The organism is Thalassolituus marinus (assembly GCF_020320395.1).
GTDB lineage: Bacteria > Pseudomonadota > Gammaproteobacteria > Pseudomonadales > Oceanobacteraceae > Venatoribacter > Venatoribacter marinus.
Window position 1 is genome coordinate 22,114 of record NZ_JAEDAH010000008.1, and the last position, 24,285, is coordinate 46,398.

Below are 24,285 nucleotides of genomic sequence, written 5' to 3' on the forward strand. Positions count from 1 at the left end.
CCGGTTTATCCGGCCTTTTTTATGCTTGCTTACAGGGTATGGGTTGGGCGGTCGGACTTGAGTGCGCCAGCCAGGAATGTCTCGATTTTGTCGCGGGCAATGCTGTCATCACCAGTGAACTGTACGCCTACGCCAGCTACCTTGTTGCCCTGCGCGCCGCGCGGGGTGATCCACACCACTTTACCGGCTACCGGGATCTTTTCTGGCTCATCCATCAGCTTCAGCAGCATGAAAACCTCATCGCCAAGCTGGTACTGCTTATTGGTCGGGATAAACAGACCACCTTCCCTGATAAAAGGCATGTAGGCCGCATACAGAACCGACTTATCTTTGATGGTCAGCGACAGGATGCCACTGCGGGCGCCATCCATTCCAGCTGTCATGGTACTTCCCCTTTTGCTTACTCAGCGCTCACGCTGAGCGAGTGTATTCTGCCAGTCGAGTAACAGGGACTCGATCAGGAGTTGCTTATTATAGTGCCCGGCACCGGAAAGCAGGCGGCCGAGAATTTCTTTGATTTTGTCATGCAAGGGTATCAGCTTTGCAGCAGGTGGCATAGATTCACCGAGCATCTCTCGTGCGATGGTGCCATAGGTGAGCTGGTTTGGCTGAATTCCCATGCTGAGCTTTATGCAGTCGGATAAAAACGAATAAAACCAATTGGTTACATCGGAAATATCAAGTTTATTCCAACCTTCGGCGGCCACTTGCAAGGGGGCGCTACCATTACTCCACTGCCCCAGCAGTTCCATCCAGCGTTGTTGCTGTTCGCGCTGATCGCTGGCCAGCCACTGCAGTGCCTTCAGGGGAGCACCAGTGTTGCGCTTGAGGGCCTGTTCGGCTGCTTCGCCGGATTGGCCGTTATTCGCCAGCCAGTGAATTGATTGCTCGTGACTGGGGGTGTCGAGAGTAAAGCGCTGACAGCGGGAGCGAATGGTCGGCAGAACGGAGCCAAAGCGTTCTGTTTCCAGGAGCAGGAAGCTTTCACCGGCCGGCTCTTCGAGTGTCTTCAGTAAGGCGTTGGCCGCGTTGGTGTTCATGACTTCAACCGGACGCAGACTGACTACCTGGCAGCGGCTGATCTGCGGTGTCTGTGCAAGAAAATCATTCACCCGGCGAATGGCATCGATCCGAATCTGACGACTACCCTCTTCAGGCTGAACGGCCATGTAATCCGGGTGAGAACCGGCATTCCACAGCTGGCAGCTGTGGCACTGATCGCAGGGTGTATCTTCGTCGCGCTGGCAGAGCAGCCACTTGGCGCTGTATCTGGCCAACTCATGCTTGCCGATGCCCTCTATGCCAGTGAGCATCAGAGCGTGCGGAAGGCCTGCCTTGCGGTGGCGACGCACAAGATCCGCCCAGGCGTTGTGTTGCCATGGCAGGAGCGCGGTCACAGCAGTTTCTCCAGCTCGAGCGCAAGATCTTGCTGAACGTCAGTCAGTGGGCGTGACGCATCGATGGTGGCAAAGCGTTCTTCAGCTGCGGCCAGGGCATGAAAGCCATGCTGTACGCGTTCAAAGAAGGCAAGTTTTTCTGTTTCAAAGCGATCGATCTGTTCACCGGCACTGTCGGCACGCGCCCGGGCACGACCCATACCAACCTCAAGTGGTGCATCCAGTAAAAAGGTGCGGTCGGGCTCAAGATTGTGCTGTACCAGCGCTTTCAGGTTGTGGATGTGTTCCATTGGCAGTTGGCGACCATAGCCCTGATAGGCGATGGTGGAATCGGTGAAGCGATCACACAACACCCAGGTTCCGGCTTCCAGTGCCGGGAGGATCAGAGTATTCAGATGCTGTGCGCGGGCTGCGAACATCAGCAGCAGCTCTGCCAGTGGATCAACCGGCTCTTCATGATGAGCCTTAAGCAGCTTCTCGCGAATGGTCTCGGCCACCGGCGTACCACCTGGCTCTCGTGTGGTAATTACCCCGATGCCTTTGTCGCGCAACCATGTGGCGCAAAAATGGATGTTGGTCGATTTGCCAACCCCTTCACCGCCTTCAAAGGTGATGAAGCGGCCCTTTGACGGATTGCTCATAACGTCGATTGCTGCTCTTCTTGGGTAGATTGCGGGGCTGGTGCCGAGCGGTAATCCTTTGTGCGGCGATATATCTGATAACGTCTGACCGCTGCACTGTGTTCTTCCAGTGTGGCGGAAAACTGATGACTGCCATCCCCTTTGGCGACGAAGTATAACTCGTCACCGTCCTGCGGATTAAGTGCGGCGTCCATGGCGGCACGGCCAGCCAGCGCAATAGGTCCTGGCGGCAGACCTTTGTGGCGATAGGTGTTGTATGGGTTGCTGCGATCCTGCAGGTGTTTCTTACGCAGGTTGCCATCAAACTCTGGCCCGAGACCATAGATAACCGTAGGGTCAGTTTCGAGTCGCATATTCTTCTGCAGGCGACGCACAAAAACCCCTGCGATCATTGGCCGCTCTGCCGCGGCACCGGTTTCTTTTTCCACAATCGAGGCCATGATCAGCGCCTGCTGCGGGCTGCTGTATGGCAGGCCTGATGCTCTCAGCTGCCAGGCTTGCTGCAGCTGTTCCTGCAGGCGCTGGTGGGCTTGCTGAATAATGACCGATGCCTTGTCGCCACTGTGATAAACATAGGTATCCGGATACAGCTGCCCTTCCGGATTGATATCGAGTTGCAGGAGCGCTGAAACGGCTTCTGGTGTTAACGGCTTTATGTCCTGTATTAATTTGGGTGCGGTACTGATCGCTGACAGGGCTTCGCGCAGGTCATGCCCTTCAATCAGTGTCACCCGGTAAGCTACGGGACTGGCACTGGCCAGATGATTAAGCAACTGGCTGGCGGTCAGGCTTGCGGGTATGTCGTATTCCCCTGGGCGCAGAATACGGCTCTGACCACTGAGTTTTGCCTGAATACGTAACAATAAAGCGGATGGCAGCCAGCCATCCTGCTGCCACTGGCGGGATAATCCACTCAGGGTGTCGCCAGGGGTGATTTCGATACGAATGGTTTGTTCATTGTTGGTTGGCAGCTGTGACAGGCCCAGAACCAGTGCGATGGCCAGTAACGCGATGACACCACCCAGGCGGATTATTCTTTTCACACAAACAACTCCTGCAGGCTCCGCTGCAGTTCTCTGATTTCGGGGTTGTGATCATACCGTCTACTGCCAACGCTGCGAACATGAATCACGCCATTGAGGCTGTTCGTCATCAGTACAGCGTCTGATTTGAGAAGTCGTTCCGCTGACACTGATGCTTCAGTCACGGAGGTCTGATTTATCAGCCAGCGCCTGATGACACCATTGACCCCGCAGCGACTCAGGTCTGGCGTGATGATCTTCTGCCCTTCCATAAGGAAAATATTACTCATGCAGCCTTCAATCACCCAGTCGTCCTGGTCGAGCATGATGGCTTCCTGATGGCCGTCTGGCATTCGCTGGCGACACAATACCTGCTCCAGCCGGTTCAGATGTTTGATGCCGGCCAGTAATGGTTGCTGAGAAAGGCGGATATCGCTGAACTGGCAGTCGAAGCCTTCCGGACACCGGTTGTGCGCCCAGTCGGGCGCGGTAAACAGTTGCCATATAACGGTAAGCTGAGGTTCTGCCGGAGGTAAGTAACCTCTCGGGCCCGTACCGCGGGTAATCACCAGTTTCGCTGCAGTTCCCTGGCGTGGCGCCTGCTCTATCGCCTCGTCGATTAAGGCCAGTGCGTTGATCGGAAAATCCAGCGCCACCAGTCCCTGTACCAAACGTTGTCGATGCCAGTGCCATAGCGGGCAAGTGCCATCTGGCTTGAGGCGCAGGGTTTCAAACAGGCCATCGCCATAGCTCAGGCCCCGATCATCGCTTTTTACCGAATTGCCGGTTTGCCACCGTCTGGCTGCCGGATTCCACAGATAGGTATTAGTCATACCGTGTAAATAACAGACTTCCATTGGTTCCGCCAAATCCAAATGAGTTGGATATGGCGGCATTGATGGTCATAGGGCGTGCTGTGTGGGCAATGTAATCCAGGTCGCAGCCTTCATCCGGGTTGTCCAGATTGATAGTCGGTGGCGCGATGTTGTGGCGAATAGCCAGAATGGTAATCAGCGCCTCGATAGCCCCGGCTGCACCCAGCAGGTGTCCTGTCATGGACTTGGTTGATGAAACCCCGAGTTTGTAAGCATGTTCGCCAAACACAGATTTTATTGCGCGGGTTTCGGCAATGTCACCAACCTGGGTGGAGGTGCCATGGGCGTTGATGTAGGCAATATCTTCAGGCTGCAGGTCGGCATCTTTAAGGGCATTGAGCATGGCTGCAGCAGCACCTGAACCATCTTCTGGAGGACTGGTAATGTGGTGAGCATCGTCACTCAGCCCCAGTCCCGAGAGTTCAGCGTAGATGGTGGCGCCACGCGCCTGAGCATGCTCCAGTGATTCCAGTACCAGTACTGCGGAACCGTCGCCAAGAACAAATCCGTCGCGTTCTTTGTCCCAGGGGCGACTTGCGCGCTGCGGTTCATCGTTGCGGTTGCTCATGGCGCGAGCAGCAGAAAAGCCAGCGATACCCAATGGGCTTGAGGCTGCCTCAGCTCCCCCGGCTATCATGACATCTGCGTCGCCATAGGCGATGGTGCGTGCTGCGTAACCAATGTTATGGGTGCCAGTAGTACAGGCTGTTGTGATGGCAAAATTGGGGCCGCGAAAACCATGGCGGATGGCGATATTGCCGGAGGCCATATTGATAACAGCGCCCGGCACCAGAAACGGTGAAACCCGACGAGGGCCGCTTTTCAGTAATTGGACATGGCTGTTTTCGATGGTACTCAAGCCACCAATGCCTGAACCTACGGCCACACCAATGCGGTCACGGTCGAGTGAGTCTGGCAGGTTTGCGTCAAGAATGGCTTCTTCCGCTGCGACTAATGCGTATTGCAGAAAAAGGTCGATCTTGCGGGCTTCCTTCTCCGTCATGATGGCGGAAATGTCAAAGTCCGGGATGCTTGCGGCGATGCGGGTTGCATAACCCTCTGTGTCAAAGTGTTCGATGGTGCTGATACCACTTTTTCCGGCCAGTAACGCCTGCCAGGTATCGGTGGTATTAAGTCCAAGGGCATTTACGGTCCCAAGGCCAGTAATAACAACTCTGCGCTTATTCATAAGCCTGCTTCTTTCTGGTTTCCGGTCCAGCTGAGCATAAAAAAAGCCGCATCCGAAGAGGCGGCTTTTTCATCATCTCAGACTTACAGGTTTGCGATGATGTAGTCGATAGCTTCCTGTACGGTGGTCAGCTTTTCAGCGTCTTCGTCAGGAATCTCGGTTTCAAATTCTTCTTCCAGAGCCATTACCAGCTCAACAGTGTCCAGAGAATCCGCGCCCAGGTCATCAACGAAAGAAGATGAAGCTTTTACGTCTTCTTCTTTAACGCCCAGTTGTTCACAAACGATTTTCTTTACGCGTTCTTCAATATTGCTCATGGTTGTTTCCTGTTTTTTACAATTGTCCTGCGGTCGTAATGACCTCAGCCCATGTTCATGCCGCCATTCACATGAATGGTCTGGCCCGTAATGTATTTGGCGTCGGAGCTGGCTAAAAATGCCACCGTACCGGCGATTTCACCTGCCTGTCCCAGACGCTTGACCGGAATGGTCGCTAGGATGGCTTCTTTTTGCGTTTCAGGCAAGATTTCCGTCATATCTGTTTGAATAAATCCTGGTGCTACACAATTGACGGTAATGTTGCGGCTGGCAATTTCCTGAGCCAGTGAACGCGAAAATCCTTCCAGACCAGCTTTTGCGGCGGCGTAGTTAGCCTGGCCAGCGTTGCCGGTCGTGCCAATGATCGAGCTGACGTTAATGATGCAGCCTGATTTCTGTTTGATCATAGGTTTTACCATGGCTTTACAGACACGGAAAACGCCACTTAAGTTGGTATTGATGACAGCATCCCACTCTTCTTCTGACATGCGCAGAAACAAATTGTCGCGGGTGATGCCAGCGTTGTTTACCACCACGGCAGGCGTGCCATGGTCGGCCAGAAGTTGCTTCAGTGCAGCATCAGTCTGGTCGGCATCAGAAATGTTCAGCACAATGCCGGCATTTTCTGAGTTAATTCCCTGTAGTGCTTCACTGATCTGCGCTGCGCCGGATTCTGAAGTGGCGGTACCGACGACTTTGAAACCGTCGTTCGCCAGGCGCTCTGCAATTGCTCGTCCAATGCCGCGCGAGGCGCCAGTGACCAGTGCTAAGCCTTTGTCGCTCATATTAGGATCCCTGAATGGTATTGATGGCTGCTGCCAGTGCGGCCATATCGCCAGTGTTTACAGTGTTCAATGTTTTGTCGATGCGTTTGTTCAGGCCCGTCAGAACTTTGCCAGGACCAAATTCGATCGCGATATCCGCTTTGCCGCGGGTGGCCAGAACCGCGCCAGTCCAGTTGACCGGGCTGTAGAGCTGAGCAAGCAATCGAGCAGGTGTTTCTGCCAGAGTTGCGGTCTGATTGTCGACGTTATGGAATACCGGGAATGCCGGTGCCCGGAAAGCGACCTGCGCCAGAGCTTCACCAAACTCTTCTGCTGCTGCTTTCATCAGACTGGAATGGAATGGTCCGCTGACTGCCAGTGGCAGTGCTCGTTTAGCCCCTGCTTGTTTTGCCAGTTCGATGGCTTTTTCAACACCACCTGCAGCACCGGCAATTACAATCTGGCCAGGAGCATTGAAATTGGCTGGCTCAACCACACCGGCTGCTGACGCTTCAGCGCAAACGCTGATAATTTGCTCTTCATCCAGACCAAGAATGGCAGCCATGCCGCCCTGTCCTGCCGGGACGGCGGCTTCCATTAATTCACCGCGCTTGCGCACCAGACGCACTGCATCAGCAAAGTCGACAGCGTCTGCTGCAACCAGGGCTGAGTATTCACCAAGCGAGTGGCCGGCTGCTGCAGTTACATTGAGTGCGGGGCATGTTTCGTTAATTACGCGCCACAGTGCCGTACTGGCTGTCAGCAGGGCAGGTTGTGTGTTGTATGTCAGATTGAGGGTTTCCGCCGGGCCTTGCTGGCTGAGCTGCCACAGGTCCATGTTGATAGCGGATGACGCTTCTTCAAAGGTTTGTCGGATAATAGGATATTCAGCCGCCAGGTCGCTCAGCATTTCAGTGTGCTGTGCTCCCTGTCCCGGGAAGAATGCAATTACATCTGTCATTCAAACGCCCTTAATTCTTGAATTCGTTGTTATTCGGTGTCGAGAGTCATACCGAGCCGAAAAACCGGACACATAGTATGGGGGCAAATTGTTACAATAAATGGTCAACAATGCACAAGATTATTGAAACTATTTCACTCATCGCTGCTGCTGGCAGTGTGTCTGCGATGGTTCAGGTAGCGCTGCTGAAGCTGAAGCGCATCGAAGTTTCGGGTCTTTTCATGCAGGTAGCGCAGCGCATAGCGGAAAGTGCGTGCATCGGAGCTGCCGTGTGTTTTGACAACGACGCCCTTGATGCCAAGCAGCAATGCTCCGCCATGACGTGCAGGCGACACCCGGCGTTCGATGCTACGCACAGCGGGTAGCCAGAGCCAGACAAACCATTTCATCAACCAGTGCTGGCGAAATTCGCGATTGAACAGTTCAAGGAGCCAGTCTGACAGGGCTTCGCTGGCCTTGAGGGTGATATTTCCGGCAAAACCATCGGTTACCAGCACATCCAGCTCGCCTTTGTACAGGTCATCGCCTTCCTGAAAGCCCTGGTAGTTCTCAGGCATCAGTTCCGACAGGTTTTCGTCGGCAATCCGTACGCAGTCAGTCCCCTTGCCGGATTCCCGTCCAACATTGAGCAGGCCGACGCTGGCTGGCTGTCCGGTCAGTGTCTCAGACCAGGCTGCGCCAATGCAGGCGAACTGCACCAGACGGTCAGCATCTACGGACAGATTGGCACCCAGATCCAGCATTAACAGCGGCTTGCCTCGGGTTGGTAGCATGGTGGCCAGTGCTGGTCGTTCGAGATCAGGGAGCATGCCCATAGACTGGCGAGCAAGGACCATCAGGGCGCCGGTGTTACCGATCGATAATACGCCATGAGCTCTTCCCTGCTGATGCTCCAGCAGTGCGACAGCCATAGTTGATGATTGCCCCTTGCGCAGCATTTGCGAGGGTTTGTCGGTGGCTTCTATGGATGACTGGCATTGAATGACGCGAACGCGCGGATTGCCAGAAAAGTAAGAACAGGCCTCTTGGTAGTATTCTGTGGTAACGGTCAGGGTCAGGCTGACATCCCGCCGGAAGCGCAGAAATTTTTTGCAGGCCTTAAACGCAACACGGGGACCTAAGTCCCCGCCCATTACATCTACCGCGTAGGTAAACATATTAGTTGTTGCCAGTCTCCACGACTTTCTTGCCACGGTAGAAACCGTCTGGGCTTACGTGGTGACGACGGTGAGTTTCACCGGAAGTCGGATCAGTGGTCAGTGCAATTGCACCAGTGTCCAGCGCATCGTGGGAACGACGCATGCCACGCTTGGAACGGGTTACTTTGTTTTGTTGAACCGCCATTTTAAAGGCTCCTAACTATTCGCTATTACTGTTTGAGCTTAGCTAAAACGTCAAACGGATTGGGCCGCTTTTCGTCAGATTCTGTTATTTCCGGCGCAGGCTCAGGCTGCTTCAGCTCACATTCACCCTGAGTATGAACAGGATAGGAAGGCAGAGCCAGTAAGACTTCATCTTCCATCGCTGTCCAGAGATCCAGAATACCCTGCTCATCAAGCTCAACAGGTTCCAGACGTTTGGGTAGCTGTCGGGCCTGATCATCATTGAAAACCAGTCCCAACTCAAAGCTGCTTTCCACGGGGATTGTAGCATCTCCGAGGCAGCGCTGGCAGGTCATAACAACCTGCGTATGACAGCTTCCCGAGAGCAGCCGATTATTCTCCGGATCGCGTGCAAACTGAATGTTGCAGTGAACCGGAGCGTCACAGCGCACTGCCGTTTCGCCAAGTCTGGTTAACTTTGAGCTGTCGATGTGTGCGTTAAGTTGTTGATTGTTATCAACTAATTTAACCGCATCGACGCGTCTGGGTAACTGAGCCTCTGCCATAGTGCGCGGTATAATAGGTTTGCCGGAGCCTGCTGTCAAAATTATTTAACGCAGAGTTAAAGTTTGTTCTGTCAGCAGGGTGGCAAAGCCTCTCCCCATGCTGGCACCCAGTCGACTGACCAGTTCATCCCACGGGGTTGGCTGATAGGTGAAGTTGACCAGTTCTTCTGTATTCAGTTTCTCGCGGGCTATCTGGCTGGAAGAAGCCAGGCCATCAATCAGCCCCATTTCGACAGCTTGTTCGCCGGACCAGATCAGGCCGCTGAATGTGTCCGGAGTTTCCTTCAGGCGATCTCCCCTGCCCAGTCGTACCTGGCTGATAAACTGGTTGTGTGTCACCTTCAGGACGCTTTGCCAGAAAGCTTTCTCTTCAGGTTTCTCAGGTTGAAACGGATCGAGGAAGCCTTTGTGCTCGCCAGCAGTGTACTGGCGGCGCTCAATGCCGATTTTGTTCATTGCCTCGGTAAAGCCAAAGCCGGAACCCACCACGCCGATGGAGCCGACCAGAGAGGCCTTGTCGGCGTATATTTCATCTGCCGCAGCTGCAATGTAATAAGCACCTGATGCCCCCAGGTCCATGATGACTGCATAAACCGGGAAGTTCTCACGGGTTTCTTTCAGTCGACGAATCTCATCAAACACATAGCCAGACTGCACCGGACTGCCGCCGGGGCTGTTGATGCGCAAAATAACACCAAGGGCCTTTTCATCGTCGAAGGCGTCACGTAAAGACGTGATGATCGCGTCGGCATTGGCATCCTGATCGGCGGCGATAACACCGTTCACCTCAATGACGGCAGCGTATTCAGATGCCTGAGGCTCCATATTTCCATGTTCGCCTGGAATGCGCAGCAGCCAGATGATGGCAAACAGGTAAATAAAGGTAAGAGACTTGAAGAAAATACCCCAGCGGCGACTTCTCTTTTGCTCGCCCTGCATGTCGAGCAGGACTTTCTCAATCAGCTTCCATTCTTTGCTGTTGTCGTCAGGGCGTCGGGAATCGTTGTTTGATGTGTTGTTATCCATGTGTCTCTATCCAGTTTTTCAGTTCCTGAATGCTATGGCAGATCGCTTTCGGGCCGCAAGCCAGTAGTGTGTTGTCGTCGTGGGCACCATGCCCCATAGCTACAGAATCAATTCCTGCAGCATTGGCCATGTCGAGATCATAGGTTGTGTCGCCGATCATCAGTGCTTCTGATGGAGCTATCGACAACTCGGACAGGATTTCGTTCAGCATTAATGGGTCTGGCTTAGAGCGGGTCTCGTCGGCGCAACGCGTCGTTGCAAACAAATGCCCTACTTTCAGATCATGAAGCATGCGATCAAGACCTTTACGGCTTTTTCCTGTGGCGACAGAGAGGATGTAGCCTTTGCTGAGCAGGTCTTTCAGGAAGTCTTCTGTACCAATGAAGAAGCCCATGTCTATCTGGCTGTCAGAAACGAAGTAGCGAGCGTACACCGGGTGCATGGCTTTTAATTGTTGCTCACTAATGGAGGGCCAGACGGTTTTTAATGCTTCTGGCAGTCCGAGACCGATGATGTTCTGAATGGCGGCATCCGGCACGACAGGAAGGCCTACTTCTGACCCTGCCCGACTCATGCTATCGACGATGCGTTGGGTGGAGTCAACCAGCGTTCCATCCCAGTCAAAAATAATCAGGCGGTACTTGTGCTTAAAATCCGGCATTGCAGTCCGCCTTATTGAGTATGTCAGTGAATTCAGCATCTGGCAGAGCAGTGACAGTGAGCTGCTCGCCACTGTCCGGATGTCTGAAGGAAAGCTGCCAGGCGTGAAGAAACAAGCGGCGAACTCCTTGCTTCTTATCAATACCCTGCTGAACCTTGTCGCAATACTTTGCGTCGCCTGCAATGCTGTGGTCGTGAAACTGGCAATGAACGCGAATCTGGTGGGTCCTGCCGGTCACAGGCTCAGCCTCGATCAGTGAGTAATGAGATCCGCTGGCGAGAAGTGTTGTGCGTGTATGGGAGGTTTTACCTTCCGGGTCGACCATCACCATTCGCTCCCCGGACTGGCGTTCAAATCGTGTCAGTGGTTCTTTTACTTCAGTAATGGCTGCCGGCCAGTGTCCGTGAACCATAGCGAGGTAGCGCTTGGTGATTCCGGCCTTATTGACCAGCATACGCTGCAGCCCGGTCAGGACGGAGCGTTTCTTGGCTATCAGAATCACGCCAGAGGTATCCCGATCCAGTCGGTGTACAAGCTCAAGGAAAGAATGATCTGGTCGCATCTTTCGCATGGCTTCGATGAGTCCGAGGGTGACACCACTGCCGCCATGCACGGCCAGGCCGTGTGGCTTGTTAACCGCAATCAGGCCGCTGTCCTCATACAGAATTGATTCATTCAGCAGGTTCTGCAGATTCTCCGAAACATCAGGAGTTTCGCCCTTCTCCGGCAGTCGCACCGGAGGAATACGCAGAACATCGCCGGCATGCAGGCGTGTGTCGGCTTTTACGCGTTTCTTATTTACCCGCACTTCGCCCTTACGGACGATGCGGTAGACCGCTGATTTGGGCACGCCTTTCAGGGCTGTAATGAGGAAATTATCAACCCGCTGCCCTTCATTATCCTGCGTGATGGTAACCAGAGAGACCTGTGTGGGGTCGATCGCTTGCTTAGACATAGTGTCGCCAGAGACGGGTTATAAGATGGTATGGCATTTGCCGGGGGCAAACATTGTTGCTATATTCGCCGACGGCCCCGGTACTGCGCTGCAAGTAACATGTAAGACAGCCACCCGAGACGATACCGAAAGGTCGGCCGTAGCCGCAAAGAGCGGCAGAGTATAAGGAAGATGGGTTAACGTTAAAACTCTTCCTGACGAATAAAATGGTGAGCGCTGGCGCGGAACGATTTCGCCAGGCACCCGTGAGATAAACCAGGCAGCACACCTGCTGGCAATCTCGCATTATCAAATTATGGACAGTGTTGGTGCACGACAAACCAGAGGCACCACTGCGAGACAAGCCGGGCAACCTAATACCGTTGCCGGTTGATGCTGCAAAGCACCCATAAACATTTTGGTAGTGGCCGGAATCCGGCATTGCCAGCTGTTTGTTGCCCTAACGAGTAAACGGACAGCATGAAAAGAATGCTTATCAACGCGACTCAGCCTGAAGAGTTGCGTGTTGCCCTTGTGGATGGGCAAAAACTCTATGATCTGGATATTGAGTCTGGCTCACGTGAGCAAAAGAAATCCAACATCTATAAGGGTAAAATCACCCGCATAGAACCCAGTCTCGAGGCTGCGTTTGTTGACTTTGGCGCTGAGCGTCATGGTTTCCTTCCTCTGAAAGAAATCTCCCGCGAGTACTTCGTTAAAGATCCGGGTCCGGGTCGCATCAACATCAAAGAAGTCCTGAAAGAAGGTCAGGAAGTCATTGTTCAGGTTGATAAAGAAGAGCGTGGCAACAAAGGCGCCGCCCTGACTACTCAGGTTTCGCTGGCTGGACGTTATCTGGTTCTGATGCCTAATAATCCTCGAGCTGGCGGTATTTCCCGTCGTATCGAGGGTGATGAGCGCAGCGAACTGCGTGAAGCCATGAAAGGCGTCACCGTGCCAGACAAAATGGGCGTTATCGTTCGCACTGCAGGCATCGGCCGCAGCGCAGAAGAACTGCAGTGGGACCTGGATTACCTGGTGACTCTGTGGGACGCCATTCAGCGTGCCTCTGAAGAACGCTCCGCCCCTTGCCTGCTGCTGCAGGAATCAAACGTTATCATTCGTGCGATTCGCGACTACCTGCGCCAGGACGTTGGTGAAGTTCTGATTGATACCGATGCAGCTTTCAATGAAGCCAATGCGTTTGTGCAGCAGGTCATGCCGCACTATCAGTCTAAATTCAAGCGTTACACCGATTCCGTACCGCTGTTTAATCGTTACCAGATCGAAACCCAGATCGAAAGCGCATTCCAGCGTGAAGTTAAGCTGCCTTCCGGCGGTTCGATCGTTATTGATCCGACCGAAGCTCTGGTTTCCATCGATATCAACTCTGCCCGCGCTACAAAGGGTTCCGATATCGAAGAAACTGCGCTGAATACCAACCTGGAAGCAGCTGATGAGATTGCCCGTCAGCTTCGCCTGCGCGACATGGGTGGCCTGGTGGTCATCGACTTCATCGATATGATGTCGAACAAGAATCAGCGTGAAGTTGAAAATCGTCTGAAGAAAGCACTGGAAATGGACCGTGCCCGTGTTCAGGTTGGTCGCATTTCCCGCTTTGGTCTGATGGAAATGTCCCGTCAGCGCCTGCGTCCGTCGTTGGAAGAAACCAGCGGTCACGTATGTCCGCGCTGTAATGGCACTGGCGTAATTCGTGATATTCAGTCAACAGGTCTGTCTATTCTTCGTTTGATTGAAGAGGAAGCCGCTAAAGAAAACACCGGACAAATTCGTGCTCTGGTTCCAGTTCCGGTGGGTACTTTCCTGCTGAACGAAAAGCGTGCTTTGATCTCCGGTATTGAGCAGCGTCATGGATCTAAAGTCGTGATTATTCCAAATCCGGCTATGGAAACTCCGCACTACGAAGTGCTGCGTTTGCGCCCTGATGATTCTCTGATTGGTGAAGTCAGCTACGAACATAAAATCGAAGAAGAAGAAGTCGATTTTGGTGTTGATCTGACTATTCGTGAGCCAGCGCGTCAGCAGCAGGCTGCGGTTAAGGCCATCTCTCACGCTTCAGTTGCGCCAGCTCCGGCTGCTCCCCAGCAGGTTGGCAAAGCCTCCGAGCAAGCTACAGGTGGATTCTGGGCGAAACTGGGCGGAGCTCTGAACGCTCTGTTCGGTAGTGAAGAAAAGCCTGAAGAAAAGCCGGTTGAAACCAAGGCGAAAGCCAAACCAACCACTGAAAAACGCAATGGTCGCAATAACGGTCGCAATGATGGCGAGCGCAATGGCAACGGCCGCAACCGTAACCGCAACCGTAACCGTAATGAACGCAACGATCGCGGTGAAAAAGCCGATCGTAACAGTGATGAGCGTCAGTCCTCTCGTCAGGACGAGCAGCGCGAACGTCCTGAGCGCAAAGAGCGTGCTGAGCGCCCAGAACGTAAAGAGCGTGGCGAGCGCAAAGAGCGTAAAGAACGTGGCGAGCGCAATTCTGATGGTCGTCAGAGTGCCGCTGAAGCGAACGATACGCCAACGGCACCACGCCGTGATCGTGCTAATGGCCGCCCTGCCCGCAAGCGTGAACAGGAAAAAGATGTTGTTGCAGATGCAGTAGCGGAAGACGCGAAGACAAAAAGTGTTGAAGCTTCTGAAACCGTAGTGGCTGAGACTAAGACTGATAATCGCGAAGGCCGTCGTTCACGTCGTCGCCGTAGCGAGCGCAACAGCAATAAACCAGCGGAAGCTATTGAAGCGCAAGCAACTGAAACTGCCGCAGATGCAGCCGCACAGGAATCTGTGGTTGCGGATACAAAGAAAGAAGTTGTTGCTGCAGAGGTCGCGTCTGAAATCGTTGCCCCAGAAGCAATTGCCGATGCGCCAGCTGACGTTAAGACTGAAGCCGCTGCTGCAGAAACTTCCTCTGATGAAGATTCTGGTGAGAAGCCAACTCGCCGTCGCAATCGTCGTAGCCGTAATCGCAACCGCGATGAGCGTAAGAATGACGAATCTTCTGATGACGTTGCTGAGTCTGAGAAGCCTGTGGAATCTTCTGCTGCTGAAACAACGGTAAACGTTGCTGCAGATGCAGAGGTTGCTACTCCGGTTGTTGAGGCTGCGACTACTGATAAAGCTGTTGCTGACGAGTCTGCAGAGAAAGACGTTGAAGCGGCTCCTGCAGAGGTTCAGGCTGAAACTGTTAAGCCTGCTGTCGATGATCAGCCTGCAGTATCAGAAGCTGCTGCTGCGGAAGAAATCGTACAAACCTCTCAGGAAGAGGCTTCAACGGCTACCGATGGCAATGATCGTCGCAGTCGTCGCAGCCGTCGTCGTCGCCCAGCTGCAGGTCGTGCTTCTAATGATCCGCGTAACAATGGCGAAGTCAGCGAAGATGCTGCTGCCGAAACTGTAGCGGATGAACCTGCTGTTACCACAGAGGCTGCAGCACCAGAAGTCGTTGCCGACGTGGTTGCCGAAGCGCCGCAGGCTGAAGAGCCAGCTGCTGAAACTGCAAAAGATGCTGACGGCACTGCAGAAGAACAGTCTGCAACTGAAGTGACGGAAGCGCCGAGCGAAGAAGAAGCTGAAACGCCTAAGGCGTAACAGTCAGGGTGGTTAAACTACCCTCTTCGACCATAAAAAAACGGGAGCATCTGCTCCCGTTTTTTTTGTGCGTGCTTTTCAGAAAATTACAAGGAATGCTTAAAAGGTTCCGTCAGGAATATGCACATTACCTTCCATAATGATGCGCGCACTGCGGCTCATTACCGCTTTGGTTGCAGTCCATTCGCCGTTCACTTCAGCAGCAGACGCACCAACGCGTAGCGTGCCGGACGGATGACCAAAGGTCACTGAATCACGCTCACCACCGCCGGCCGCCAGATTCACCAGAGTGCCAGGTACAGCAGCAGCTGTGGCAATGGCAACGGATGCCGTACCCATCATTGCATGGTGCAGTTTGCCCATCGACAAAGCGCGCACGCAGACGTCGATGTCGGCTGCAGAAATCTGCTTGCCACTGGATGCTTCGTAATCGGTAGCCGGTGCCACAAAGGCGATTTTTGGTGTGTGCTGGCGCGCAACCGCTTCAGAAATATCGGCTATTAAACCCATTTTTACTGCGCCGTAAGCGCGCATGGTTTCGAATTTCGCCAGCGCTTCTGCGTCGGAATTAATATCCTTCTGCAGTTCGGTGCCTGTGTAGCCAATGTCCGCAGCATTCACGAAAATAGTCGGAATGCCCGAGTTAATCATGGTTGCTTTGAAGGTGCCAATGCCCGGCACTTCGAGATCGTCGACGACATTGCCGGTTGGGAACATGGAGCCTTCACCATCGGCCGGATCCATAAATTCAATTACCACTTCAGCTGCCGGAAAGGTTACGCCATCCAGTTCAAAGTCGCCGGTTTCCTGCACCTCACCGTTGCTAATCGGCACGTGAGCGATAATGGTTTTCTGAATATTTTTCTGCCAGATACGCACGGTGCAAATACCGTTTTGTGGAATGCGTTCTGCCACGACCAGACCTTTAGAAATAGCAAAAGCACCGACCGCTGCGGTCAAATTACCGCAGTTGCCGGACCAGTCGACGAAAGGTTTATTGATCGCCACCTGGCCGAATAAATAATCCACGTCGTGATCCGGCTGTTCGCTTTTTGCCAGAATAACGGTCTTGGACGTGCTTGAGGTTGCTCCACCCATGCCATCAATTTGCTGGCCGTAAGGATCAGGACTGCCGATGGTACGCAGCAAAATTTTATCGCGCGCTTCCCCCGCCACCTGAGCGGCTTCGGGTAAATCGGTCAGGGAAAAAAATACACCTTTGGAGGTGCCGCCACGCATGTAAGTGGCCGGAATTTTAATTTGCTTGGACATGATTATTTCTCTTTGCCGATGCCATTTAAGGCATCAATGCCCGTAAAAAATAAGGTGGGCAGTGCCCACCCTACTTGGAATGCTTAACGCGCGCTGCAAACCGCAAGATTTACAACGCTACAGAAGCGTCGGCGAGGCCGCTGCAATAAGGCGCCCCGCAGCGAGACCCCGAGACATACCGACTGGTAGGCGACGGGGTGAGCGAGGACGCAACACCATTGCAGCAACGCAGCCAGCTTCGTTACTCGCCCTGCAGGAAGTCCTGAGCGAACTTCTGCAGCACACCACCCGCCTTGTACACTTCCACTTCCGCAGCAGTGTCCAGGCGACAGGTCATCGGTACTTCAACCACTTCACCGTTAGCGCGGGTGATCACCAGGGTTACATCGCCACGTGGGCTCAGTTCGCCTTGTACGTCATAAGTTTCGGTACCGTCGAGGCCCAGAGTCTTACGCGTGGTGCCGGCTTTGAATTCCAGTGGCAGTACGCCCATGCCGATCAGGTTAGTGCGGTGGATACGCTCAAAACCTTCAGCAGCGATGGCTTCAACGCCGGCCAGACGAACACCTTTGGCAGCCCAGTCACGGGAAGAACCCTGGCCGTAGTCGGCACCAGCAACAATGATCAGCGGCTGTTTGCGCTCCATGTAGGTCTCAATGGCTTCCCACATGCGGGTTACTTTGCCTTCCGGCTCGATACGCGCCAGAGAGCCCTGTTTCACGTTGCCGTCTTCATCACGCACCATTTCGTTCAACAGTTTCGGGTTAGCGAAGGTTGCACGCTGAGCGGTCAGGTGGTCACCACGGTGAGTTGCGTAAGAGTTAAAGTCCTCTTCCGGCAGACCCATTTTATGCAGGTATTCACCGGCCGCGCTGTTCATCAGAATAGCGTTGGATGGCGACAGGTGGTCGGTGGTGATGTTATCCGGCAGCAGTGCCAGTGGACGCATACCTTTCAGTGTGCGTTCGCCGGCCAGAGCACCTTCCCAGTATGGTGGGCGACGGATATAGGTCGACATTGGACGCCAGTCGTACAGTGGGCTCTCGGCTTTCTCCGCTTCTCCCAGATCGAACATTGGGATGTAGATCTGACGGAACTGCTCCGGCTTCACAGAGGCGGCAACAATAGCATCGATTTCTTCATCGGATGGCCAGATATCTTTCAGACGGATTTCTTTGCCATCAACCACTGCCAGCACATCGTTTTCGATATCAAAACGGATGGTGCCGGCGATGGCGTAAGCAACTACCAGTGGTGGCGATGCCAGGAAGGCTTGTTTGGCGTACGGGTGAATACGACCGTCGAAGTTACGGTTACCGGACAGTACCGCCGTGGCGTACAGGTCGCGGTCGATGATTTCCTGCTGGATCACAGGGTCGAGTGCACCGGACATACCGTTACAGGTAGTACAGGCGAACGCCACGATACCAAAGCCCAGTTTTTCCAGTTCCGGCAGCAGACCGGAATCTTTAAGATACAGCTCGGCTACTTTGGAACCTGGTGCAAAGGATGATTTCACCCATGGTTTGCGGATCAGGCCCAGTTCATTGGCTTTCTTCGCCAGCAGACCGGCTGCAACCACGTTACGTGGGTTGGAGGTGTTGGTACAGGAGGTAATCGCCGCGATGATAACAGCGCCGTCAGGCATCAGGCCTTCGGCTTCTTGAGCTTTGGCCGCGTCCAGATTGCCGGCAATGCCTTTTGCTGCCAGATCGGCAGTGGCAACGCGAGCATGCGGGTTAGACGGACCAGCCATGTTACGGCCAACAGCTGACAGATCGAACGTCAGCACGCGTTCGTATTGCGCAGTCGCCAGTGCATCAGACCACAGGCCTGTTTCTTTTGCATACTGTTCAACCAGAGCAACCTGTTCCGGCTCTCGGCCGGTCAGCTTCAGGTAGTCGATGGTCTGCTCGTCGATGGAGAACATCGCCGCAGTCGCACCGTATTCCGGTGTCATGTTGGAAATGGTCGCGCGGTCGCCGATGGACAGGCTGCGTGCGCCTTCACCGTAGAATTCCACATAGGCGCCAACGACGCGCTCTTTACGCAGGAATTCGGTCAGAGCCAGTACGATGTCAGTGGCGGTGATGCCAGGCTGACGCTTACCGGTCAGCTCAACACCAACGATATCTGGCAGACGCATCATAGATGGGTGACCCAGCATCACGGTTTCTGCTTCCAGACCACCTACGCCGACAGAGATAACACCCAGTGCATCAACATGCGGGGTGTGAGAGTCGGTACCAACACAGGTATCCGGGTAGGCTACGCCGTCTTTTGCCTGCACCACCGGAGACATTTTCTCCAGGTTAATCTGGTGCATGATGCCGTTACCTGCCGGAATCACATCCACGTTGTCGAACGCGGTTTTGGTCCAGTTGATAAAGTGAAAACGGTCTTCATTGCGGCGCTCTTCGATATCGCGGTTTTTCTGGAAGGCATCCGGATCAAAACCGCCACATTCCACTGCCAGCGAGTGGTCTACGATCAGCTGAGTCTGTACAACCGGGTTTACTTTGGACGGGTCGCCGCCTTTGTCGGCAATCGCGTCACGCAGACCAGCCAGATCCACCAGAGCGGTCTGCCCCAGAATGTCGTGACAAACCACGCGTGCCGGGTACCACGGAAAATCGAGATCGCGTTTACGGTTGATCAGCTGACCCAGAGCGTCGTTCAGCAGCGCTGGCTCACAGCGGCGCACCAGTTGCTCAGCCAGGATACGTGAGGTGTATGGCAGGGTGTCGTAGCTGCCCGGTTTGATGGCATCTACCGCGGCACGGGTGTCGAAGTAATCGAGGTTGGTGCCGGCAAGTTGTTTACGGAATTCGGTGTTCATTGTCTTCTCTCAAACAAAAAAGCACACCCGCCGTAGCGGGTGCACTGACTTGATCAACGGTCGCTGATGGCTGGTACAGTGCGGAATTCTTCGCCAGTGTACTCAGCGCTTGGGCGGATAATGCGGTTGTCGGCACGCTGTTCCATGACGTGTGCTGCCCAGCCGGTCAGGCGGGAACATACGAAGATTGGCGTGAACAACTTGGTTGGAATACCCATGTAGTTGTACGCGGATGCGTGGAAGAAGTCGGCATTACAGAACAGCTTTTTCTCGCGCCACATCACTGCTTCGCAACGCACGGAAATGTCGTACAGGTTGGTGTTGCCGCTTTCGCCAGCCAGTTTCTCAGACCAAAGCTTGATGATGGCATTGCGCGGATCAGATTCGCGGTAGATGGCGTGACCAAAGCCCATGATTTTCTCTTTGCGCTCCAGCATGCCCATCAGCTTCTGTTCTGCATCTTCAGCGTCTTTCATGCCTTCGATCAGCTCCATTGCCGCTTCGTTAGCACCACCATGCAGAGGGCCGCGCAGAGAACCGATAGCGCCGGTTACGCAGGAATGCATATCGCTCAGGGTGGAGGCGCATACGCGTGCAGTGAAGGTGGAGGCATTGAATTCATGCTCTGCGTACAGAATCAGCGATGCATGCATCACCTGAGTGTGCAGCTCGCTCGGTTTCTCGTCGTGCAGTGTCCACAGGAACTGTTCAGCGATGGAATCCGCATCGGTTTCTTCATTGATGCGCTTGCCATTGTTGTGGCTGAAGTTGTACCAGTAGTTAATCATGCCCGGGAACAGCGCCAGCATGCGGTCAGTAGCGTCCTGCTGCTGGTCGAAGCTTTCTTCAGTTTCCAGGTTGCCCAGCATGGAGCAACCGGTACGCATCACGTCCATCGGGTGAGCGGATGCCGGAATACGCTCAAGCACTTCTTTCAGGGCTTGCGGCAGTTTACGCAGGCCTTTCAGTTTGGTTTTGTAGGCATCCAGTTCAGCCTGAGTGGGCAGATTGCCCTTCAGGATCAGGTAGGCCACTTCTTCAAACTGACAGTTGTCTGCCAGGTCTTTTACGTCATAACCACGATAGGTCAGACCGGAGCCGGACTTACCCACGGTGGACAGTGCGGTTTTACCAGCTACCTGACCACGCAGGCCGGCGCCACTTAATTCTTTTGCTGCTGCCATAGCTATTTCCCCTTAGCGTAGCGTCAGACGTTATTTGCCAGACGCGAATATTCATAAGATTGCGACAGGCATCGTCCGTCGCTTCTTCTGGTTGTGTTACTTATTCTTGCCTTCGGCAAAAAGTGCGTCGAGCTTTTGTTCAAATGCGTGGTAGTTGAGGTAGTCGTACAGCTCCATGCGGGTTTGCATGATGTCGACAACCTTACGCTGATCGCCCTCTTCGAGAAGGCTTTTGTATACGGTTTCTGCGGCTTTGTTCATAGCGCGGAAAGCACTCAGCGGATACAGCACCATAGCGGCACCCCACTCGCCCAGCTGCTCGCGGTTCCACAATTCGGTCTGACCAAATTCGGTGATGTTAGCCAGAATCGGTACGTTCAGTGCCTCAGAGAAAGCGCGGTAGTGCTCTTCGGTCTTAATAGCTTCAGCAAAGATGCCGTCAGCACCGGCCTCGACACATGCCTGAGCGCGCTCGATAGCCGCTTCCAGGCCTTCCTGAGCGAATGCATCGGTACGAGCCATAATGAAAAAGTTGTCGTCAACACGAGCATCAACGCACGCCTTAATACGATCAACCATTTCGCCCTTGGATACGATTTCTTTGTTCGGGCGGTGGCCGCAACGCTTCTGCATCACCTGATCTTCAATATGCACGGCTGCCGCGCCTGCTTTTTCCATCTGCTGGATGGTGCGGGTGATGTTGAATGCACCGCCCCAGCCGGTGTCGATATCAACCAGCAAAGGCAGGCTGCTGGCAGAAGTGATGCGACGCACGTCTTCCACCACATCGTTCAGGGAGGTCATGCCCAGGTCCGGCAGGCCGTAGGAGGCGTTGGCGACCCCGCCGCCAGACAGATAAATTGCCTGGTGGCCGATACGCTCTGCCATCATGGCAGCGTATGCGTTAATGGTGCCTACAATCTGCAGCGGCTTGTTGTCTTCGAGTGCTTTACGGAATTTCTGACCTGGAGTCATTGTTGACCCTCCTCTTCAGCCAATCGTGTTTCAAGGTTAGTCAGCGAGGCCTGAATGTGCCTGCGCATAAGAAGTTCTGCCAGTTCTGCATCGCGCGCAGCAATGGCTTCTACTATTCGTTGGTGTTCCTGCAGCGCCAGTTGCGGACGCTTGTTACTGGTACTGGTCTGGTAGCGATACATGCGCACCAGATGGTACAGCTCACCACACAGCATCTGGTGCAGGCGGCTGTTGTTGCTGCCTTTGATAATGCGGTAGTGGAAATCCAGATCGCCGGCCTTCTGGTAATAGCTCTGGCCCTGTTCCGCCGCGATCGAGGCTTCGTGCTCAGCAAGCAGACGGCGAAGTTCATCTATTTCGCTGTCAGTCATGCGTTGCGCTGCCAGACGACAGGCCATGCTTTCCAGCTCAACCCGCACTTCGTAGATATCCCGCAGCTCGCTGAGCGAAAGTGACACGACCCGTGCACCCGCATGAGGAACTCTGACAACCAGGTTGCGCGACTCCAGCTTCTGGATCGCTTCGCGCATTGGTGCCCGACTGCCACCATAGCGCTCTACCAGTGTTTGCTCTGACAGTCGTGTTCCCGGAGACAATTCACCGCGCACAATGGCGGTAGTGAGTTCGTTGAACACTTTGTCTGCGAGAGTGAGATTATCGCTCATGCTTGTCTACAATCTGTGTTTAAGTATGGCAAGAATACGGTTTTTCTGGCGAATATCAACCTGAGTAAGACTAAGATTGTATACAATCGCGTTTTTCCGACCGGATATCACAATTGCATTCCGAGGTTTTTTCTGGGTAAGTCTGACCTCATGCTTTAAGCTGCGCTAAATACATAAAAAAATACTCCATGAACACCTTAGTCGCAGGAAAACGAATCGCCATTATCGGTTCCGGTATCGCCGGGCTTAGTGCCGCCTGGTTACTCAGTAAAGACCACCGTGTGACACTGTTTGAACGGGCAGAAAAACCGGGGATGGGAATCTATAGTGTTGACATTCCCTGGACGCGAGGAATCACCTCGATAGATATACCGCTGCGAGTATTCACCCCGGGCTACTATCCGGATTTGCTCAGGCTTTATCAGCGGGCCGGAGTCCGGACCGAGAGGACCGATCACTCAGCGGCTTACGCCAATGAACACAATCAACTGTTTTTTCATTATGGCAACTGGCTGCTTGGTGAGCGCAGTCTTGGTTTCCCTAAATCGGCCAGCCCTGCTCTTTTTCGCCAACACCTCCGTTTATTCAGTAAGCTGAAAAGCTGCAAAGGAGATGTGCGACTGAAGTCGATGACCTTTGGCGGCTTTATTTCCGAGCAGGGATTGCAGTCGAGATATCTGAGTGATGTCCTTATGCCGGCACTGGCAACGGTATGCACCTGTGACTATCGGGATATCGAAAATTATCCTGCCGACATTATTGTTGACTACCTTACTTGTGGTGTTATGGATCAGGGAGTCATGCGTGCAACTTCCGGTGTGGACGATGTCATAGCACGTCTGCTGGAATCACCAGTCACGCTCAGAAGTAATTGCACCGTGCAGGCGGTAAGAAAAGCAGGTTCAGATGTTGAAGTGGTCAGCAAATATGGCGCTGAAACGTTTGATAAGGTAGTAATTGCGACTCAGCCACACCACGCCGCCGAGCTGCTGGCGTCTGAGAAGGATCTGCGGCATACGGTTGAGCATCTGCATGCAATCCCCCTAAGTGTGTCGCGAATGCAGCTGCATACGGATGACAGTTTACTGCCATGCAGCCTGTTGCCGTTATCCCCTGTAACCTATTTTCTACCTGCAGACACCCAACGACCGGAAGTTGCTGTTGATCTGACCCGTGCAATCAGCAGCTTACGCCATGGCGACCCGTTACTTCAGGTGTGGAATCCCGTACGCGAAGTTGCTGCGGCTAAGTTGCTGGCGGACGTTACCTTCAGTCGCCCGCTGGTGACTCTGAAATCCAGACAGGCTGTTTCCTCCCTGCGCGACAGCCAGGGTGAAAGCGATGCAATCCTGCTGTCGGGGGCGTACCTGTGTGATGGCATTCCGCTGCTCGATGGAGCGGTCAAAAGTTCGCTGCATATTGCGCGCCTGATCGGTAGTTCGCGCTGCTGGGATGCATAAAAAAGCCGGCGCTTGCCGGCTTTTTAACGGATCTGCACAGAAAGGTCAGATCAGGCTTCTGGCATTTCCAGTTTTTGCGGAGAAACGATAATGCCGTTGTTGTCTGCGTATACAAACTGGCCCGGAACGAATTCGACGCCACCGAATTTAACGGTTACGTTAACGTCACCCAGACCACGCTTATCGGTTTTCAGTGGGTGCGTTGCCAGAGCCTGCACGCCCAGCTCAGTCTGCATGATAACGTCCACATCGCGAATGCAGCCGTAAACGATAATGCCTTCCCAGCCGTTCTTAGCTGCCTTTTCTGCAAGCATATCGCCCAGCAGAGCGTGACGCATTGATGCACCGCCATCGACAACCATAACTTTGCCTTTGCCGTCGGTGTCGACCAGTTCTTTCACTTTGGAGTTATCTTCAAAGCACTTAACGGTCACGATTTCGCCGCCAAAGGACTCAACACCGCCGTAATTGTTAAACATCGGCTCTACAACCTGGATCAGTTCCGGGTATTCATCACAAAGGTCTGGGGTAACGTACTGAGTCATGGGTATTTCCTTAGATTGAATGTGTGGCGATCCGCCACCTTATAACCAAAATGCTGAAATTGTT

Annotated in this window: 23 protein-coding genes; 2 read left to right on the top strand and 21 right to left on the bottom strand. The window is 53.7% G+C overall.

Features of this window, described 5'->3' with window-relative positions:
* Nucleotides 1–29: 29 nt before the first annotated feature.
* The 15 genes from I9W95_RS01785 to I9W95_RS01855 all read right to left on the bottom strand — a co-directional run bounded on the left by I9W95_RS01785 (nt 30) and on the right by I9W95_RS01855 (nt 11,696).
* The gene (locus I9W95_RS01785) at nt 30–383 is read right to left on the bottom strand and encodes a PilZ domain-containing protein (protein WP_225671215.1); all 354 of its coding nucleotides are present in this window, start codon (nt 381–383) and stop codon (nt 30–32) included.
* 21 nt (nt 384–404) lie between these two features.
* A complete protein-coding gene (locus tag I9W95_RS01790; protein WP_225671216.1) occupies nt 405–1,397 on the bottom strand; it encodes a DNA polymerase III subunit delta' in 993 nt (330 codons plus the stop codon).
* The gene (gene tmk, locus I9W95_RS01795; RefSeq protein ID WP_225671218.1) at nt 1,394–2,038 is read right to left on the bottom strand and encodes a dTMP kinase; all 645 of its coding nucleotides are present in this window, start codon (nt 2,036–2,038) and stop codon (nt 1,394–1,396) included. The genes I9W95_RS01790 and tmk overlap by 4 nt, the downstream gene beginning before the upstream one ends.
* The gene (gene mltG / locus I9W95_RS01800; RefSeq protein WP_225671220.1) at nt 2,035–3,081 is read right to left on the bottom strand and encodes an endolytic transglycosylase MltG; all 1,047 of its coding nucleotides are present in this window, start codon (nt 3,079–3,081) and stop codon (nt 2,035–2,037) included. Before mltG ends, tmk begins: the two co-directional genes overlap by 4 nt.
* Nucleotides 3,078–3,917 carry an aminodeoxychorismate lyase gene (gene pabC / locus I9W95_RS01805; protein WP_225671222.1) on the bottom strand — a complete coding sequence of 280 codons (840 nt, stop codon included), beginning with the start codon at nt 3,915–3,917 and terminating at the stop codon, nt 3,078–3,080. Before pabC ends, mltG begins: the two co-directional genes overlap by 4 nt.
* Nucleotides 3,886–5,124 (bottom strand): beta-ketoacyl-ACP synthase II, encoded by a 1,239-nt coding sequence (gene fabF, locus I9W95_RS01810; RefSeq protein ID WP_225671225.1) that lies wholly within the window; start codon nt 5,122–5,124, stop codon nt 3,886–3,888. Before fabF ends, pabC begins: the two co-directional genes overlap by 32 nt.
* Before the next feature lie 83 nt (nt 5,125–5,207).
* Nucleotides 5,208–5,441 carry an acyl carrier protein gene (acpP, locus tag I9W95_RS01815; RefSeq protein ID WP_145468776.1) on the bottom strand — a complete coding sequence of 78 codons (234 nt, stop codon included), beginning with the start codon at nt 5,439–5,441 and terminating at the stop codon, nt 5,208–5,210.
* Nucleotides 5,442–5,485: 44 nt separating this feature from the next.
* Nucleotides 5,486–6,226 carry a 3-oxoacyl-ACP reductase FabG gene (fabG, locus tag I9W95_RS01820; protein WP_225671227.1) on the bottom strand — a complete coding sequence of 247 codons (741 nt, stop codon included), beginning with the start codon at nt 6,224–6,226 and terminating at the stop codon, nt 5,486–5,488.
* Nucleotide 6,227: 1 nt separating this feature from the next.
* On the bottom strand, nt 6,228–7,166 hold the full coding sequence (fabD, locus tag I9W95_RS01825; RefSeq protein ID WP_225671229.1) for an ACP S-malonyltransferase: 939 nt from the start codon (nt 7,164–7,166) through the stop codon (nt 6,228–6,230).
* A gap of 134 nt (nt 7,167–7,300) precedes the next feature.
* Complete coding sequence (plsX, locus tag I9W95_RS01830; RefSeq protein ID WP_225671231.1) at nt 7,301–8,323, bottom strand: phosphate acyltransferase PlsX; 1,023 nt, start codon at nt 8,321–8,323, stop codon at nt 7,301–7,303.
* A gap of 1 nt (nt 8,324) precedes the next feature.
* Nucleotides 8,325–8,510, bottom strand: a complete 186-nt coding sequence (gene rpmF, locus I9W95_RS01835; RefSeq protein WP_225671233.1) for a 50S ribosomal protein L32 — start codon at nt 8,508–8,510, stop codon at nt 8,325–8,327.
* A 25-nt stretch (nt 8,511–8,535) separates the two neighbouring features.
* The gene (locus tag I9W95_RS01840; RefSeq protein WP_225671235.1) at nt 8,536–9,054 is read right to left on the bottom strand and encodes a YceD family protein; all 519 of its coding nucleotides are present in this window, start codon (nt 9,052–9,054) and stop codon (nt 8,536–8,538) included.
* Nucleotides 9,055–9,099: 45 nt separating this feature from the next.
* Entirely contained in the window at nt 9,100–10,080 is a 981-nt protein-coding gene (locus tag I9W95_RS01845; RefSeq protein WP_225671237.1) for a S49 family peptidase, read from the bottom strand.
* The gene (locus I9W95_RS01850) at nt 10,073–10,741 is read right to left on the bottom strand and encodes an HAD-IA family hydrolase (protein WP_225671239.1); all 669 of its coding nucleotides are present in this window, start codon (nt 10,739–10,741) and stop codon (nt 10,073–10,075) included. Before I9W95_RS01850 ends, I9W95_RS01845 begins: the two co-directional genes overlap by 8 nt.
* The gene (locus tag I9W95_RS01855; protein WP_225671241.1) at nt 10,728–11,696 is read right to left on the bottom strand and encodes an RluA family pseudouridine synthase; all 969 of its coding nucleotides are present in this window, start codon (nt 11,694–11,696) and stop codon (nt 10,728–10,730) included. The genes I9W95_RS01850 and I9W95_RS01855 overlap by 14 nt, the downstream gene beginning before the upstream one ends.
* A 459-nt stretch (nt 11,697–12,155) precedes the next feature.
* Between I9W95_RS01855 and rne the strand changes: the two genes are divergently transcribed.
* Complete coding sequence (rne, locus tag I9W95_RS01860) at nt 12,156–15,281, top strand: ribonuclease E (RefSeq protein WP_225671243.1); 3,126 nt, start codon at nt 12,156–12,158, stop codon at nt 15,279–15,281.
* Between the two features lie 99 nt (nt 15,282–15,380).
* Here rne and prpF read toward each other — a convergent pair whose 3' ends face one another.
* From prpF to I9W95_RS01885, 5 genes are all read right to left on the bottom strand, one after another.
* Complete coding sequence (gene prpF, locus I9W95_RS01865; RefSeq protein WP_225671245.1) at nt 15,381–16,553, bottom strand: 2-methylaconitate cis-trans isomerase PrpF; 1,173 nt, start codon at nt 16,551–16,553, stop codon at nt 15,381–15,383.
* A gap of 241 nt (nt 16,554–16,794) precedes the next feature.
* Nucleotides 16,795–19,392 carry a Fe/S-dependent 2-methylisocitrate dehydratase AcnD gene (acnD, locus tag I9W95_RS01870; RefSeq protein WP_225671247.1) on the bottom strand — a complete coding sequence of 866 codons (2,598 nt, stop codon included), beginning with the start codon at nt 19,390–19,392 and terminating at the stop codon, nt 16,795–16,797.
* A gap of 53 nt (nt 19,393–19,445) precedes the next feature.
* Complete coding sequence (gene prpC / locus I9W95_RS01875; protein WP_225671249.1) at nt 19,446–20,576, bottom strand: bifunctional 2-methylcitrate synthase/citrate synthase; 1,131 nt, start codon at nt 20,574–20,576, stop codon at nt 19,446–19,448.
* Between the two features lie 96 nt (nt 20,577–20,672).
* On the bottom strand, nt 20,673–21,551 hold the full coding sequence (gene prpB / locus I9W95_RS01880) for a methylisocitrate lyase (protein ID WP_225671251.1): 879 nt from the start codon (nt 21,549–21,551) through the stop codon (nt 20,673–20,675).
* Complete coding sequence (locus I9W95_RS01885) at nt 21,548–22,216, bottom strand: GntR family transcriptional regulator (protein ID WP_225671254.1); 669 nt, start codon at nt 22,214–22,216, stop codon at nt 21,548–21,550. Before I9W95_RS01885 ends, prpB begins: the two co-directional genes overlap by 4 nt.
* Before the next feature lie 188 nt (nt 22,217–22,404).
* On the opposite strand from I9W95_RS01885, the gene I9W95_RS01890 reads away from it, so the two are divergent.
* A complete protein-coding gene (locus I9W95_RS01890; protein WP_225671256.1) occupies nt 22,405–23,676 on the top strand; it encodes an FAD-dependent oxidoreductase in 1,272 nt (423 codons plus the stop codon).
* Nucleotides 23,677–23,726: 50 nt separating this feature from the next.
* On the opposite strand, the gene rraA is transcribed toward I9W95_RS01890, so the two are convergent.
* On the bottom strand, nt 23,727–24,221 hold the full coding sequence (gene rraA / locus I9W95_RS01895; RefSeq protein ID WP_225671258.1) for a ribonuclease E activity regulator RraA: 495 nt from the start codon (nt 24,219–24,221) through the stop codon (nt 23,727–23,729).
* Nucleotides 24,222–24,285 lie beyond the last annotated feature (64 nt).

Excerpts from the sequence above, each read along its gene's own strand:
- I9W95_RS01785 (WP_225671215.1), bottom strand. The coding sequence starts at position 383 with ATGACAGCTGGAATGGATGGCGCCCGCAGTGGCATCCTGTCGCTGACC.
- tmk (WP_225671218.1), bottom strand. The coding sequence starts at position 2,038 with ATGAGCAATCCGTCAAAGGGCCGCTTCATCACCTTTGAAGGCGGTGAA.
- pabC (WP_225671222.1), bottom strand. The coding sequence starts at position 3,917 with ATGGAAGTCTGTTATTTACACGGTATGACTAATACCTATCTGTGGAAT.
- fabF (WP_225671225.1), bottom strand. The coding sequence starts at position 5,124 with ATGAATAAGCGCAGAGTTGTTATTACTGGCCTTGGGACCGTAAATGCC.
- acpP (WP_145468776.1), bottom strand. The coding sequence starts at position 5,441 with ATGAGCAATATTGAAGAACGCGTAAAGAAAATCGTTTGTGAACAACTG.
- fabG (WP_225671227.1), bottom strand. The coding sequence starts at position 6,226 with ATGAGCGACAAAGGCTTAGCACTGGTCACTGGCGCCTCGCGCGGCATT.
- fabD (WP_225671229.1), bottom strand. The coding sequence starts at position 7,166 with ATGACAGATGTAATTGCATTCTTCCCGGGACAGGGAGCACAGCACACT.
- plsX (WP_225671231.1), bottom strand. The coding sequence starts at position 8,323 with ATGTTTACCTACGCGGTAGATGTAATGGGCGGGGACTTAGGTCCCCGT.
- rpmF (WP_225671233.1), bottom strand. The coding sequence starts at position 8,510 with ATGGCGGTTCAACAAAACAAAGTAACCCGTTCCAAGCGTGGCATGCGT.
- I9W95_RS01840 (WP_225671235.1), bottom strand. The coding sequence starts at position 9,054 with ATGGCAGAGGCTCAGTTACCCAGACGCGTCGATGCGGTTAAATTAGTT.
- I9W95_RS01845 (WP_225671237.1), bottom strand. The coding sequence starts at position 10,080 with ATGGATAACAACACATCAAACAACGATTCCCGACGCCCTGACGACAAC.
- I9W95_RS01850 (WP_225671239.1), bottom strand. The coding sequence starts at position 10,741 with ATGCCGGATTTTAAGCACAAGTACCGCCTGATTATTTTTGACTGGGAT.
- I9W95_RS01855 (WP_225671241.1), bottom strand. The coding sequence starts at position 11,696 with ATGTCTAAGCAAGCGATCGACCCCACACAGGTCTCTCTGGTTACCATC.
- rne (WP_225671243.1), top strand. The coding sequence starts at position 12,156 with ATGAAAAGAATGCTTATCAACGCGACTCAGCCTGAAGAGTTGCGTGTT.
- prpF (WP_225671245.1), bottom strand. The coding sequence starts at position 16,553 with ATGTCCAAGCAAATTAAAATTCCGGCCACTTACATGCGTGGCGGCACC.
- acnD (WP_225671247.1), bottom strand. The coding sequence starts at position 19,392 with ATGAACACCGAATTCCGTAAACAACTTGCCGGCACCAACCTCGATTAC.
- prpC (WP_225671249.1), bottom strand. The coding sequence starts at position 20,576 with ATGGCAGCAGCAAAAGAATTAAGTGGCGCCGGCCTGCGTGGTCAGGTA.
- prpB (WP_225671251.1), bottom strand. The coding sequence starts at position 21,551 with ATGACTCCAGGTCAGAAATTCCGTAAAGCACTCGAAGACAACAAGCCG.
- I9W95_RS01885 (WP_225671254.1), bottom strand. The coding sequence starts at position 22,216 with ATGAGCGATAATCTCACTCTCGCAGACAAAGTGTTCAACGAACTCACT.
- I9W95_RS01890 (WP_225671256.1), top strand. The coding sequence starts at position 22,405 with ATGAACACCTTAGTCGCAGGAAAACGAATCGCCATTATCGGTTCCGGT.
- rraA (WP_225671258.1), bottom strand. The coding sequence starts at position 24,221 with ATGACTCAGTACGTTACCCCAGACCTTTGTGATGAATACCCGGAACTG.